Consider the following 13,135-nt stretch of genomic DNA (forward strand, 5'->3'; position numbering starts at 1 on the left):
CCCGCTTTGGCCCAATAGACTGCATCGGAGATGGCTTCCGATCAACCGGCAATGGAGGCGGCAATGGGCATCGAACATCCGAAATACAAGGTGGCGGTGGTGCAGGCGGCGCCGGCTTGGCTCGATCTCGACGCCTCCATCGACAAGTCGATCGCGCTGATCAGGGAGGCCGCGGAGAAGGGCGCCAGGCTGATCGCCTTTCCCGAGGCCTTCATCCCCGGTTACCCCTGGCATATCTGGATGGACTCGCCGGCCTGGGCGATCGGCCGCGGCTTCGTGCAGCGCTATTTCGACAACTCGCTGTCCTATGACAGCCCGCAGGCCGAGCGCTTGCGCGATGCCGTACGCAAGGCCAGGCTCACCGCCGTGATCGGCCTGTCCGAACGCGACGGCGGCAGCCTCTATCTGGCGCAATGGCTGATCGGGCCCGATGGCGAGACCATCGCCAAACGCCGCAAGCTGCGGCCGACCCATGCCGAGCGTACCGTCTACGGCGAGGGCGACGGCAGCGATCTCGCCGTGCATGCGAGGGCCGACATCGGCCGTCTCGGCGCGCTGTGCTGCTGGGAGCATCTCCAGCCGCTGTCCAAATACGCGATGTACGCCCAGAACGAGCAGGTGCATGTCGCGGCCTGGCCGAGCTTCTCGCTTTATGATCCCTTCGCGCCGGCGCTCGGCGCCGAGGTCAACAACGCCGCTTCGCGCGTCTATGCGGTGGAGGGCTCTTGCTTCGTGCTCGCGCCTTGCGCGACGGTCTCGCAAGCGATGATCGACGAACTTTGCGACCGGCCGGACAAGCACGCGCTGCTGCATGCCGGCGGCGGCTTTGCCGCGATCTACGGTCCCGACGGCAGCCAGATCGGCGAGAAGCTGGCGCCGGATCAGGAGGGGTTATTGATCGCCGAGATCGACCTCGGCGCCATCGGTGTTGCCAAGAACGCGGCAGATCCGGCCGGGCATTATTCACGGCCCGACGTGACGCGGTTGCTCCTGAACAAGAAGCGGTACCAACGCGTCGAGCAATTTGCCTTGCCGGTGGATACCGTCGAGCCCACGGACATCGCCGCGGCGGCGAGCTGATCACCGAGATCGAGGGGAGGGTACGATCGTGGAATCTGCAATTCCTCGGCATCTCGAAAACCCGCGCACGCGCCACAAGCGCGTGCCTGATGATTACCAGCCGCCATATCCGTCCTTTGTGGCGCGCTACAGGCCCGGCGTGAGCCGTGTCGTGATGGCCTATTTCGGCGTGCAGCATCGCGGCACGGCGCCGGTGGCCGCGACGGAGGCGCTCGCCGACATCGCGCGCTATTTCGCTGCGGCAGGCGGGCCTTCGCATTGGGATCGCGCGCACTATGTCGATCAAGCCGGATACGAGACCGTCGTCTCGGTGGGCTATTGGGACGACATCGCACGCTTCGACGCCTGGTTCGAAGCGGCGCGCGAGGCCTGGACCGGACGGCAGCGCGAAGGCATCGGCACCTTCGTCGAAGTGCTGCGTCCCATTGTAGCGCGGCACGAGACACTGTTCTCCTCGCCCGACCGGACTGAGGGCGTCGCCTCGATCGCCGGCGGCATGAGCGGCGAGGTGCAGGAGCACGCTTACTGGGGCGGCATGCGCGACCGTATTCCGCTGTCGCAAACCGACGCGATGGCGCCCGGTGGCGCGCCGGAGCTGATCCGGGACGGTGCGCGGCTGCGCGTGACGGCGCACGACAATCTCTGCCTGATCAGGTCCGGGCAGGATTGGAGCGATACCGAGGCATCCGAGCGAAAGCTCTATCTCGATGATGTCGAGCCGGTGCTGCGCGAGGGCATGGATTTCCTGCGCGACGAGGGGCTTGCGATCGGCTGCTATGCCAACCGCTACATGGAGGTGCTCCAGGCCGACGGCAGCGTGAGCGAAAAGTCCTACGGCCAGAGCTGGTGGAAGAGCCTGGCGGCGCTCGAACGCTGGGCGGAGTCGCATCCAACCCATGTCAGGATTTTTGGTGCCGCGATGAAGTATCTGTCCACGCTCGGCCCGTCAGCCAAGCTGCGACTTTATCACGAGGTCACGGTGGCAGCTGCGGACGAGCAGTTCTTCGAATATCTGAACTGCCACGCCAAGACCGGCATGTTGACGGCGGTGGAGACCGTCAGCGCCTAGCCCACGCAATGACCGAGCAGCTCGGGATGTGCGGCGCAGATGTGATGCGCGCCGGCGTCCCTGAGCTCGGTCTCGCTGCCATAGCCATAGAGCACGCCGATCGCGGTCATGCCGTTGGTGCGGGCGCCGATCACATCGTGGCTGCGGTCGCCGATCATGATGGCGCTGCTCGCGTCGACCTTGGTCTCGTCGAGCGCGTAGCGCAGCAGATCGCGCTTGTCGACGCGGGTGCCGTCGAGCTCGGACCCGAACACGCGCTCGAAATACGGCTTCAGGCCGAAATGATTGACGATGCGGGTAGCGTAGACCGCGGGCTTGCTGGTCGCCACGAACATGCGCGGCGTCGTCGCGGCCACCGCGGCGAGCGTGTCGTGGATGCCCTGATAGAGCGCATTCTCGAACAGGCCGACCTCGGAAAACCGCTCGCGGTAGAGTAGCAGCGCCCGGTCAGCAAGTTCGTCGGTTCCGACGAGCCTCTTCAGGCTGGCATGCAGCGGCGGCCCAATGCACCAGGTCAGCTCGTCCTGGCTCGGGACCGGCTGGTCGAGTTTTTTCAGGGCATACTGGATCGAACCGGTGATCCCGGGCTTTGGATCGGTGAGTGTGCCGTCGAGATCAAAATAGATTGTCCGCATTTTGGCCGAGCTCAGCGTTGATTATTCCGGCCGTTGCTAGTTGCCTTGGGGCCCGAGTTCAAGGGCTTGGAGCGAAATGCAGCTTGGTGGGGTCCAGAGGCTGATCTGGCAGCTGCTCGTGGCAGCGTTCGTCTGCACGTCGGCGCTGGCCGAGGACGCACCGGTTCCTCCCACGCAGCTCGGCCCCGAAGCCCCCGCAAAACCGTCGCCATCGCCCGAGTCGGCGCGCGAGAGCGACACGCGGGAGTCGATCTGCCTGATCATCGAGGCCGCCGCGCGCGATGCCAATCTCCCGCTGGAATTCTTCGCCCGGGTGATCTGGCAGGAAAGCCGCTTCCAGGCCGATGCGGTAGGTCCCACGACACGCAGCGGCGAGCACGCACAGGGGATCGCGCAGTTCATGCCGGGCACCGCGAGCGAGCGCGGGCTGCTCAATCCGTTCAATCCGGTGCAGGCATTGCCGAAGTCGGCAGAATTCTTGAACGAGCTACGCAACCAGTTCGGCAATCTCGGCCTCGCGGCCGCTGCCTACAACGCAGGTCCGCGGCGCGTGCAGGAATGGCTCGCCGGCACCGGCGGCATGCCGGAGCAGACCCGCAACTATGTCTTGGCCATCACCGGCACCAGCGTCGATGCCTGGGCCAAGGCAGGCGCGACCGGCAAGGGCCCGCCGAGCGCGCCGCCGACGAGCTGTCGCGACCTGATGGCGCTGCTCAAGCGCGCGCCGAATGCTTTCGTCGCCGAGCTCGAGCAGCATGTGGAGCTTGCGGCCGCAAAGGCCTGGGGCGTGCAGCTCGCCGCCGGCTTCGACCGTAACAGGGCGCTGGCGATGTACTCCCGCGCGGTCACGCGGCTCGGTGCCGCGATCGGCGAGCGTGATCCGAGCCTGCTGAGTTCGGTGATGCGCAGCCGCGGCACCCGTGCGTTCTACCAGGTGCGCATCGGCGCCGACACGCGCGGCGAGGCGGATGATCTGTGCAACCGCATCCGCAAGGCCGGCGGGGCGTGCTTCGTACTGAAGAACAAGGGTGTCGCGGGGTAGGCTGTCATTCCGGGGCGCGACGAAGTCGCGAACCCGGAATCCATCGCGAGGCTGTCTCTGCGGCCCGATGGATTCCGGGCTCGCGCTTGGCGCGCCCCGGAATGACGGCGCTGGGTGCGTCACGCATGCCAGCCCCGCCGCGCGCTTCCTTGACGCGAGGCGCCGCATTGCCCGTTATGCGGGCACGATTCCGCAACCCGGCCAAGACTCCCGTGGCGCTTCCTCCGCTCGATTCACCACAATGGAATAGCCGGTGGCTTGCCTTCGGCTGGGGCCTGCGCTCGATCACGCAGACGATCCTCACCATCGTGCTGTTCGTGACCTATCTCGGCATCGGCGCGCTGGCCCATGACACCCATTTCAGTCTGGCCTGGGCGCTCGCCTCGACGCTGTTCGTCTGGGCGGGGCCGGCGCAGATCATCCTGATCACCACGCTCGGCTCCGGCGCCACCGTCATCCAGTCGGCGATTGCAGTCACCGTCAGCGCCATCAGGCTGTTCCCGATGGTGGTCTCGGTGCTGCCCTTGATGCGCACGCCGACGACCAAACGGCGCGAGCTGGTCTTTGCCGCGCATCTCACCGCGGTGACGCTGTGGGTCGAGTGTCACCGTTTCCTGCCGCAGGTGCCGCGTGAACGGCGCATCGCCTTCGTTCACGGGCTCGGCTGTGGCCTCGTCTCGGTGTGCCTCGTCGCCAACACCTTCGGCTATTTCCTCGCCGCCAACCTGACGCAGACGCTTGGAGCGGCGATCCTGCTGCTGACGCCGCTGTCGTTCCTGTTCTCGACTGCGCGCAACAGCCGCGAGGTCGCCGATGTCGTCGCGCTCGTGCTGGGCATCTTGCTTTATCCGCTGGCCGCGAAGATGAACTCCGGTGTCGATATCCTGGTCAGCGGGGTGGTGGCCGGCACGATCGCCTATGGCGTGCATTGGTCGCGGGAGGTGCGCGCGTGAGTTTTGCGCAAGCGATCGGCGACTGGCATGCGCTGGCGGTGCTGTTCGTCGCCGGGGTCGTTCCCAACCAGATCTGGCGCATGCTGGGCCTGTGGTTTGGCGGCGGCATCGACGAAGGCTCCGAACTGCTGGTTTGGGTGAGGGCGGTCGCCACCGCCATCCTCGCCGGCGTCATCGCCCAGATCGTGGTCGAGCCGCCGGGTGCGCTGGCGAGCGTGCCTGATACCTTGCGTTATGGCGCGGTGGCCGCCGGCCTCGTCGTGTTCCTGCTGACCCGCCGCTCGATCTTTGCGGGCGTCGTGACCGGCGAAGTCTTCATGCTGGCCGGCAAGTGGTGGTTGGGCTAAAACCGCCGGCGAACAGCCAAGGAACAGGAAATATGGTTCGCGAACAGGAGCTCCGCGAGGGCGAGGTCGCCATCGAGCTGCCACCGACACAGGACGCCGGTCTCGTTTTCATCGGCCGCATCCGCACGCCCTGGACCTCGCGGCTGGAGACGCCGCGGCAGGGACGTCAGGACGGCCCGATCTGCCGCCTCGAGATCTTCGAGCCGTTCGTGCCGGCCATCAAGGGCGTCGATTTCTACAGCAATCTCGAAGTGCTCTATTGGCTCGACCAGTCGCGCCGCGACATCATCCTGCAGAGCCCCAAGAACAACGAGAAAACCCGCGGCACCTTTTCGCTGCGCTCGCCGGTGCGGCCAAATCCGATCGGCACGTCGATCGTGAAGCTGGTCGGCATCGAGGGCAATGCGATCCTGGTGCGCGGGCTCGATTGCCTCGACAACACGCCGCTGATCGACATCAAGCCAGATCGGTGCGAGTTCACGCCATTGGCGGCGCCCCAGCCAGGGGATTTCGAGACGGAGTGATCTGTCATTCCGGGGCGCGCCGAAGGCGCGAGCCCGGAATCCATCAGGCGTCAGAGTCGGTGGTGAAATGGATTCTCAGGTGCGCAATTGCGCACCATAGCTCGCGCCAAGGGGGCGCGCCCCGGAATGACATCAACCCTTTAACGCCGCGATCAGCTTCGCCGCGTGCTCTTCCAGCACCTTGGCATCTTCCTTGCGGCTGGCGGGCGGCAGCATCGCCACGCCGTCGTGCCGCGGCATCACGTGCATGTGCAGGTGAAACACGACTTGTCCACCGGCGGGCTCGTTGAACTGCTGGATGGTGATGCCGTCGGCCTTGAATGCCTGCATCGCGGCTGCGGCGATCCTGTGCGCGCCGCGGGCGACATGGGCGTAGTCGTCCGGCTTGATGTCGAGGATGTTGCGGGCAGGGGCCTTCGGGATCACCAGCGTGTGGCCAGGGACGCGCGGCATGATGTCGAGGAACGCGAAGACGTGCTCGTCCTCATAGACCTTGGAGCAGGGCAGCTCGCCGCGTAGGATCTTCGCGAAGATGTTGTTGGTGTCGTAGGCGGTCATGGCGGCTCCCCGAGAAACTTGCGCTTGGAATTTTGCGCTTACTGTCACCAGCGACGGCGAGGCGTCAAGGCGCCTCGTCGGCGCCTTTGCGGAACGGGCCGAGCTCGGCGAGCTCGCGTCCGGCTTCGGCGACATAAGCGCGCTCGCGCTTGAGGTAATCATCAATCGCGCGGCGCAGGCCGGGATCGGCGATGAAATGCGCGGAATGGGTTGTGCGCGGCAGGTAGCCGCGCGCGATCTTGTGCTCGCCTTGCGCGCCGGCCTCGACATGGGTGAGGCCGCGTTTGATGGCAAAGTCGATCGCCTGGTAATAGCAGACCTCGAAATGCAGGAACGGATGATGCTCGACCGCGCCCCAGTTGCGGCCGAACAGCGTGTCCGAGCCGATGAAGTTGATCGCGCCCGCGATCCAGCGATTGTTGCGGCGGACCATCACCAGCAGCACGTCCTCTGCCATGGTCTCGCCGATCAGCGAGAAGAACTCCCGCGTCAGATAGGGACGGCCCCATTTGCGCGAGCCGGTCTCCATGTAGAATGCGAAGAAGGCGTCCCAGGCATCCTCGGTGATGTCTTTTCCCGTCAGCCAGTGGATGGTGATCCCGGCGGGGAGCGCATCGCGCCGCTCGCGCTTGATCGATTTGCGGTGACGCGAGTTCAGGGTGCTGAGGAAGTCGTCGAAGCTCGCAAAGCCCTCATTGTGCCAGTGGAACTGCTGGTCGGTACGCTGCAGGAAGCCGTGCTCGGCGAGCAGCTTCCATTCTTCTTCGCGCGCAAAGGTGACGTGGACGGAGGAGGCCTTGCTGACGCCGCAGAGCGCTACCAGCCCGCTCGCCAGCGCGTCCATGATGCGCTCGCGATCGACGCCGTCACGGACCAGCAGGCGCGGGCCTGTGGCCGGCGTGAAGGGAACCGAGACCTGGAGCTTCGGATAGTAGCGCCCGCCGGCGCGCTCATAGGCATCCGCCCAACCGCGATCAAAGACGTATTCGCCTTGCGAATGCGATTTCAGATAGCAGGGCACGACACCGGCGACGCGGCCGTCGACCTTGGCCACGAGATGCCGCGGTCCCCAGCCCGTGCGGATTGTCGCCGAACCCGATTTCTCAACGGCCGAGAGAAAGGCGTGTGAGACGAACGGGTTATAGGCAGGTTTTGAGAGGCCGAGGGAATCGCCTGGAAGTCCAGATGAGGTTCCCGCGCCAAGCCCGTTGCAGGCCTTTTCGTTAAGAACCTTGCCGGGATTGGCACAGGCGTCCCAGTCCTCCCGGGATACCTCGCCAATCGAAGGTAGGGCCTCGAGCGTGATTTCGGATGATGCCATCGTTGCCCAAGATCGTGCATTGCAGCAGTGACTTCAAGAGGGCGCGGGAGCACGGCTCTCGTGCCCCGGGCGCAGCGCAGCACGCAGTGGTGCGCTGCTGAGCCGAAGCGTTGCAGCTTGTCCGAGACACGAGCGTGCCCTACGGCACGAACCCCTCAAAGATCATCTGGTCGGCATATTGCCCGACCCGCGTCCGCTGCTCCGGGGTGCGGACCGTCCAGCCGAGCAGGGCGCAGCCGAACAGATTGCGGGCGATCCAGGGGGCGGGGGCCGGGAGGTCGTCGACCCTGAAGGCGACGAAATGGGGCTGGGTCTGGAAGCCGTGGCGCAGGTACAACATGCTATCGCGCTGCGGCTGCGTGAGCTTGGCCCAATAGTCGTCCTCATAGGTCCGCTGCGCGACGATGCCGCGCGGGCGGGAGGGCAGCAGCTCGCGCAGTGCCAGCACCTGGTCGGGATCGAACGACATGCCGACGGCGGGGCCGTCATAGGACGCCAGCACCTCGGCCATCCGCTTCACCAGCTTGCGGTCGCCGCCAAAATGGCTCTTCACCTCGATCACCAGGGGCACGCGGCCGGCGACCATGGCGCAGAGGTCGGACAGCGACATCATCCGCTCGTCGGTGTCCTTGAATTTGACGGCCTTCAGCTCCGCGGCGGTCTTCGACACGACCTCGCCGGTGGCCTCGGTGAGGCGGCCCAGCGCATGGTCGTGATGCACCATGGCCTCGCCGTCGGCCGAGAGCTGGATGTCGACCTCGATCGAAAAATTGCCTGCGATCGCAGCCTGCACCGCGCCCGGCATGTTCTCAACGATGCCACGGGAAATGTCATGCAGGCCGCGATGGGCGACCGGCCGGGCTGTCAGCCAATCAGGAGCGCGCATTGTCCGTCAGGCGACCTCGAACACGCCTTCGACCTCGACCGCCGCGTCTGCCGGCAACGAGGCGACGCCGACGGTGGTGCGGGCATGGCGGCCCTTGTCACCGAAGGCGGCGACCATCAGGTCGGAGGCGCCGTTCAGCACCTTCGGCCCGTCCAGGAAGTCCGGGGCCGAGTTGATGAAGCCGCCAAGGCGCACCACGCGCACGACCTTGTCGAGGTCGCCGAGCGCCGCCTTGACCTGGGCCAGCAAATTGACCGCGCAGCCGCGGGCCGCCGCCGCGCCGTCCTCGATCGAGACGCCGGCGCCCAGCTTGCCCTTGGCGATCAGCTTGCCGGCGGGGTCGAAGCAGACCTGGCCGGAGACGAACAGCAAATTACCGGTGCGCACGAACGGGACGTAATTGGCCACGGGCGTGGGGGCCTCATGCAGCTTGATGCCCTGTTCCGCCAGCTTTTGCTCGACCGTGCCCGCCATGTTCGACCTCGTTGTCCAGAAATTCCATTCGCCCCGGCATCCGTGGGAGGCCGGCCGCGCCCTGTTTCGCCCATCGTGCCGCCACATGCAAGCAACCCGCAGCAGGCTGCCTTTTGCCGAGGCGAGGCCGCAGGTTCAACGGTGGGGCCGCAACTTTACGTGAAACGGCCTCAGTTGCGACGCAATGGAACGGTCATTAAAATGTCGAATCTGCGCATCCCAAGACGCGTCCCCAAGGAACAGACATGGTGCACCTTTTCCGGACTTCGCTCGGTGTAATGGCGCTCGCGGCGGCCGGTTTAGGCCTCGCCGACGGCGCGCAGGCCGCCAACGGTCCGTTCCTTGCGCACCAGGCGCTTTACGATCTCAGCCTGGTGAAATCGCGCTCCAATTCGGTCAATAGCGCGCGCGGGCGCATCCTCTACAACTTCACCGGAAGCTCGTGCGAGGGCTACACCTCCGAATTCCGCCAGGTGTCCGAGCTCGACAGCGGGGAGGGCAAGGTCACGCTGAGCGACCTCCGCTCCAACTCCTGGGAAGACGCCGCGGGCAAAAGCTATCGCTTCAAGATCGAGACTCGCATGAACGAGGCCGATGCCGGCCGCGTCGATGGCTCGGCCGAGCGCGACGGGGACCACATCAACGTCAAGCTGAAGCTGCCGGCGCCGAAGAATTTCACCCTCGACGGCAAGATCGTATTCCCGACCGAGCAGATCCAGCGCATCATCGCCGCCGCCAAGGACGGCAAGCCGCTGCTCGAGCTCTCCGTCTATGACGGCTCCGACGACGGCCAGAAGGTCTACAACACGCTGACCGTGATCGGCCAGCCGATCCCCGCCGACCGCGCCGCCGCGCCGGATCCGTCGACCTCCGACGAGCACATGAAATCGCTCAAGCGCTGGCCCGTCACGGTCAGCTATTTCGACCGCGAGGCCCAGCAGAAAGAGGGCGAGCAGACGCCGGTCTACGCGATGGCGTTCGAGCTCTACGAAAACGGCGTCTCGCGCCAGCTCGTGCTCGATTACAACGACTTTGTCATTTCCGGCGCGATGGGCAAGTTCGACGTCAAGGACAGCAAGCCCTGTAATTGAGGGGGTCATGCTCTCTCCTCCGTCATTGCGAGTGTAGCGAAGCAATCCAGAATCCCTCTGCGGCTGGCAGTCTGGATTGCTTCGTCGCAAGAGCTCCTCGCAATGACGGGGCTGGCTCTCCCGTCCCTCACCAGCTACGCTCCCTCCCAACCAAAAACCCCAGGGAGGCAACCCATGCCCAAGCTCGATCATCTCCGTCCCAGCGGCCTGCATCACAATCCCGCCTATTCCCACGTCGTCACCGCGACCGGCGCGCGCACCATCTACATTTCGGGACAGGTCTCGACCGACGAGGAGGGGCGGATCGTCGGCGAGGGCGATATCGCCGCGCAGACCACGCAGGTGATGCAGAATCTCGGACACGCGCTGAAGGCAGCCGGCGCGAGCTATTCCAACATCGTGAAGATCACGACCTTCGTCGTGAACTACAAGCCGGAGCTGCGCCCCATCATCGGCAAGGCCCGCTCGGCCTTCTTCGAAGGCATGGAGCCGCCGGCCTCGACCCTGGTCGGCGTCTCCGCGCTCGCCGCGCCGGAATGGCTGATCGAGATCGAGGCGATCGCCGTCGCGGATTGATTTTCGTAGCCCGGATGGAGTGCAGCGCAATCCGGGAGGCCTGCCGCCGGGCTACAAGTGCCTCTCGCTCGAAATCCCGTGAAGAACAGCCATCGCTTCGTCGGCCCTGTCGTCGGGTACAAGCAGATGGTCGTGGTGGAAGGCCGACACCGCGTTCACGCTGATGCCGGCTTCAGCGAGACGGGCCGTGATCGCGGCCAAGAAGCCCACCGCGTCGAGTGCCGAGTGAACCGTCAGGGTGATCAGGCGCGAGGGGAACGCGTAGCGCAGCCCCGCCGCTTCGGCCTCTTCGCGAGAGATCACCAGCGTCGTGCCTTCCGGTTCGCGGAACGTCAGCTGCGGTTTGAGTGCTTCGGGAATGGCCTCGCTGGTCGGGATCGTGCAAAATACGAAGGTGCCGTCCAGCATCTTCGGCCTCATGTGTCTCAGCAGCGCGCCGAGATTGTGCTCGCCCGTCATGGTGCCAGCTCCTGCAGAATCGTTTGAGCCCTTGCGCAGCTATCGGCGCCGGCGGCTGTTGAAGCCATGACGGGCATACGTTCGTATATCTCCCCGAATCCTTCTCATGCCCCGATCTTACGCTCGTACAATTGAGTAACGGCGGCGGATTCTTACAATTTGAGTCCACTCGGGTCACTACGAGGAAGCTCAATGAATGTCGTCATTCGAAAGCTCAACGGTTTGTGGCACCTCATTGTCGGGTCTTGTCAGATCCGAACTCCGTTCCTGGAAACGCAGGATCGGCAGCTGGTCGTTCAATATGCCCGGCGCGTCTATCCGGGTGCGCGGATATTCGAACGCGATTGAGTTGAGCAGGTCTCGATCACTCGGGCTGTCCTGTTTCAGGGCCCTCATACGCGATCCCGCGGATCACCGCCGCGCTGCCGAATTTCTTGCGCAGGCTGTCCACGGCGCGCTCGGCGTGGGCGGCGCGGCGGTCGAGCATGTCGGTGTCGTCGGCGGGCGAGCCCTCGCGCAGTGCGCTGACGCCGGCGCCCATCAGGCGGAAGGCGGTGCCGTCGATCTCCTTGGCCAGCATCTCGCGGCAGATCGAGAAGATCTTTGCGGCGAGCTGGGTCGGGGCCGCGATCGATTGCGAGCGCGTGCGCTGGCGGAAATCGGCGGTCTTCAGCTTCAGCGTGACGGTCGAGCCGGCGAGTTCGCTGCTCTTGAGCCGTGACGATGTCTTCTCGCACAGCCGCCACAGGATCTTCTCCAGCGTCGCGAAATCGCGGATGTCGGTCTCGAAGGTGGTTTCGCTTGAAATCGTCTTGGCGCCCCGATCAGGCTCGACGCGGCGGTCGTCGATGCCGCGCGCGAGCCGCCATAGCCTGCGGCCGTCGCTCGGAAACTGCCGCATCATCTCGATCTCGTCGGCCTTTTGCAGATCGGCGATGATGCGGAAACCGCGCTGCACCAGCCGCTCCTGCGTGGCGGGTCCGACGCCGAAGATGAAGCCGACGGGCTTGTCGGCAAGCATCGATCGCGCTTCCTCTTGGTCGAGCGCGGCGAAGCCCCGGGGCTTGTCGAGGTCGGAGGCGATCTTGGCCAAAAACTTGTTGCAGGACAGGCCGACCGAGACGGAGATGCCGATGTCCCGCTCGACGTTGCGGGCAAAACGCGCCAGCACCTTTGCCGGGATCATGCCGTGGACCCGTTCGGTGCCGGAGAGATCGAGGAACGCCTCGTCGATCGAGAGCGGCTCGACCAGCGGCGTCAGGGCCTGCATGGCCTGGCGCACCTCGCGCCCGACCCGCACATACTTCGCCATGTCGGGCGGGATCACGACTGCATGCGGGCAGGCGTCGAGCGCCTTGAACATCGGCATCGCCGAGCGCACGCCATAGGTGCGTGCGATGTAGCAGGCGGCCGACACCACGCCGCGTTTTCCCCCGCCGATGATGACCGGCTTGTCGGCAATGTCGGGGTTGTCGCGCTTCTCGACCGTCGCATAGAAGGCGTCGCAGTCGATGTGGGCGATGGTCAGGCCCGCGAGCGCGCGGTGGCGGACGAGGCGAGGGGAACCGCAGGCGGAACAGCGCCGCACGCCCATGTCCAAATCGGCCAGACAGTCCCGGCAAAAGCAGCGGGGCCCGACCGCATCAGAGGCGGTCACGGCACGTCGCGCTCCCAGGAGGGGTCGCCGAGCACGTCACCGAGGACCTGTCGCGCTGCTGCGACGTTGGTCGGATGCAGTTCCGCGGTCGAGGCAAAGGCCTTCACGGTGGCGTCATCGCGCATCACGAAATCGAGCACGCTGAGCAGGAAATTCGGGTCCGCGGCGGCATTGCGCAGGGTCTCCGGACCGACCCCCGTCTCGGCGAGAAACAGGCCCAGCCGCTCGGGATCGCTCGCAACGAAAGAGAGCGCCTGAATCGCAACGATTTCAGCGACTTCGCGGGGGTTGTGAACAGGCTTTTTCAAGGGGACGGTTTGCCTTTCCGTTAACTTTCGGTCTCTAATTTGGAATCATCATGCCCGAGTCTCGGCCCTGAGTCTTCCGACCCCAGGCAAGCAACTGGAAACCACATCGCAGAAAGTCGACCCTCGGGTTTAACGAAACTCAAGCGAATCTGAGG

The 13,135-nt window shown here is 65.2% G+C and carries 16 protein-coding genes; 8 read left to right on the forward strand and 8 right to left on the reverse strand.

Going from position 1 to position 13,135, the window contains the following annotated elements; all coding sequences use genetic code 11:
• The first annotated feature begins 63 nt into the window (after window positions 1-63).
• Both GDN70_RS17610 and GDN70_RS17615 read left to right on the forward strand, forming a co-directional pair.
• Window positions 64-1,080 carry a carbon-nitrogen hydrolase family protein gene (locus GDN70_RS17610; protein ID WP_028143968.1) on the forward strand — a complete coding sequence of 339 codons (1,017 nt, stop codon included), beginning with the start codon at window positions 64-66 and terminating at the stop codon, window positions 1,078-1,080.
• 28 nt (window positions 1,081-1,108) lie between these two features.
• The gene (locus tag GDN70_RS17615; RefSeq protein WP_038950334.1) at window positions 1,109-2,149 is read left to right on the forward strand and encodes a phenylacetaldoxime dehydratase family protein; all 1,041 of its coding nucleotides are present in this window, start codon (window positions 1,109-1,111) and stop codon (window positions 2,147-2,149) included.
• Here GDN70_RS17615 and GDN70_RS17620 read toward each other — a convergent pair.
• Window positions 2,146-2,784 (reverse strand): HAD family hydrolase, encoded by a 639-nt coding sequence (locus GDN70_RS17620; RefSeq protein ID WP_038950332.1) that lies wholly within the window; start codon window positions 2,782-2,784, stop codon window positions 2,146-2,148. The genes GDN70_RS17615 and GDN70_RS17620 overlap by 4 nt on opposite strands.
• A 76-nt stretch (window positions 2,785-2,860) precedes the next feature.
• Between GDN70_RS17620 and GDN70_RS17625 the strand changes: the two genes are divergently transcribed.
• The 4 genes from GDN70_RS17625 (at window position 2,861) to tsaA (ending at window position 5,650) form a co-directional block, all read left to right on the forward strand.
• Window positions 2,861-3,826, forward strand: coding sequence for a lytic transglycosylase domain-containing protein (locus GDN70_RS17625; protein ID WP_038950331.1), 966 nt, complete (start codon window positions 2,861-2,863; stop codon window positions 3,824-3,826).
• Between the two features lie 212 nt (window positions 3,827-4,038).
• The gene (locus GDN70_RS17630; protein ID WP_152102836.1) at window positions 4,039-4,779 is read left to right on the forward strand and encodes an AzlC family ABC transporter permease; all 741 of its coding nucleotides are present in this window, start codon (window positions 4,039-4,041) and stop codon (window positions 4,777-4,779) included.
• Window positions 4,776-5,126 carry an AzlD domain-containing protein gene (locus GDN70_RS17635; RefSeq protein ID WP_028143964.1) on the forward strand — a complete coding sequence of 117 codons (351 nt, stop codon included), beginning with the start codon at window positions 4,776-4,778 and terminating at the stop codon, window positions 5,124-5,126. Before GDN70_RS17630 ends, GDN70_RS17635 begins: the two co-directional genes overlap by 4 nt.
• Window positions 5,127-5,158: 32 nt before the next feature.
• Window positions 5,159-5,650 carry a tRNA (N6-threonylcarbamoyladenosine(37)-N6)-methyltransferase TrmO gene (gene tsaA / locus GDN70_RS17640; RefSeq protein WP_028143963.1) on the forward strand — a complete coding sequence of 164 codons (492 nt, stop codon included), beginning with the start codon at window positions 5,159-5,161 and terminating at the stop codon, window positions 5,648-5,650.
• Window positions 5,651-5,782: 132 nt separating this feature from the next.
• On the opposite strand, the gene GDN70_RS17645 is transcribed toward tsaA, so the two are convergent.
• From GDN70_RS17645 to GDN70_RS17660, 4 genes are all read right to left on the reverse strand, one after another.
• The gene (locus GDN70_RS17645; protein ID WP_028143962.1) at window positions 5,783-6,208 is read right to left on the reverse strand and encodes an HIT family protein; all 426 of its coding nucleotides are present in this window, start codon (window positions 6,206-6,208) and stop codon (window positions 5,783-5,785) included.
• 64 nt (window positions 6,209-6,272) lie between these two features.
• The gene (locus GDN70_RS17650) at window positions 6,273-7,529 is read right to left on the reverse strand and encodes a GNAT family N-acetyltransferase (protein ID WP_095426298.1); all 1,257 of its coding nucleotides are present in this window, start codon (window positions 7,527-7,529) and stop codon (window positions 6,273-6,275) included.
• A gap of 139 nt (window positions 7,530-7,668) precedes the next feature.
• Window positions 7,669-8,415, reverse strand: coding sequence for a glycerophosphodiester phosphodiesterase (locus tag GDN70_RS17655; protein WP_028143960.1), 747 nt, complete (start codon window positions 8,413-8,415; stop codon window positions 7,669-7,671).
• Window positions 8,416-8,421: 6 nt separating this feature from the next.
• Window positions 8,422-8,889: a RidA family protein gene (locus tag GDN70_RS17660; protein ID WP_014494672.1), complete on the reverse strand. Its 468-nt coding sequence runs from the start codon at window positions 8,887-8,889 to the stop codon at window positions 8,422-8,424.
• A gap of 245 nt (window positions 8,890-9,134) precedes the next feature.
• Here GDN70_RS17660 and GDN70_RS17665 point away from each other — a divergent pair, with 245 nt between their 5' ends.
• Window positions 9,135-9,980 carry a cell envelope integrity EipB family protein gene (locus GDN70_RS17665; RefSeq protein ID WP_028143959.1) on the forward strand — a complete coding sequence of 282 codons (846 nt, stop codon included), beginning with the start codon at window positions 9,135-9,137 and terminating at the stop codon, window positions 9,978-9,980.
• 174 nt (window positions 9,981-10,154) lie between these two features.
• Window positions 10,155-10,556: a RidA family protein gene (locus tag GDN70_RS17670; RefSeq protein ID WP_028143958.1), complete on the forward strand. Its 402-nt coding sequence runs from the start codon at window positions 10,155-10,157 to the stop codon at window positions 10,554-10,556.
• 51 nt (window positions 10,557-10,607) lie between these two features.
• On the opposite strand, the gene GDN70_RS17675 is transcribed toward GDN70_RS17670, so the two are convergent.
• The 3 genes from GDN70_RS17675 to GDN70_RS17690 all read right to left on the reverse strand — a co-directional run bounded on the left by GDN70_RS17675 (window position 10,608) and on the right by GDN70_RS17690 (window position 12,980).
• Window positions 10,608-11,015 carry an ACT domain-containing protein gene (locus GDN70_RS17675; protein ID WP_152102837.1) on the reverse strand — a complete coding sequence of 136 codons (408 nt, stop codon included), beginning with the start codon at window positions 11,013-11,015 and terminating at the stop codon, window positions 10,608-10,610.
• 364 nt (window positions 11,016-11,379) lie between these two features.
• On the reverse strand, window positions 11,380-12,609 hold the full coding sequence (locus tag GDN70_RS17685) for a DNA polymerase IV (protein ID WP_246554498.1): 1,230 nt from the start codon (window positions 12,607-12,609) through the stop codon (window positions 11,380-11,382).
• Between the two features lie 59 nt (window positions 12,610-12,668).
• Window positions 12,669-12,980 carry a DUF3572 domain-containing protein gene (locus GDN70_RS17690; protein ID WP_152102839.1) on the reverse strand — a complete coding sequence of 104 codons (312 nt, stop codon included), beginning with the start codon at window positions 12,978-12,980 and terminating at the stop codon, window positions 12,669-12,671.
• Window positions 12,981-13,135 lie beyond the last annotated feature (155 nt).

Source organism: Bradyrhizobium sp. TM102 (assembly GCF_009176685.1).
Lineage (GTDB): Bacteria > Pseudomonadota > Alphaproteobacteria > Rhizobiales > Xanthobacteraceae > Bradyrhizobium > Bradyrhizobium ottawaense.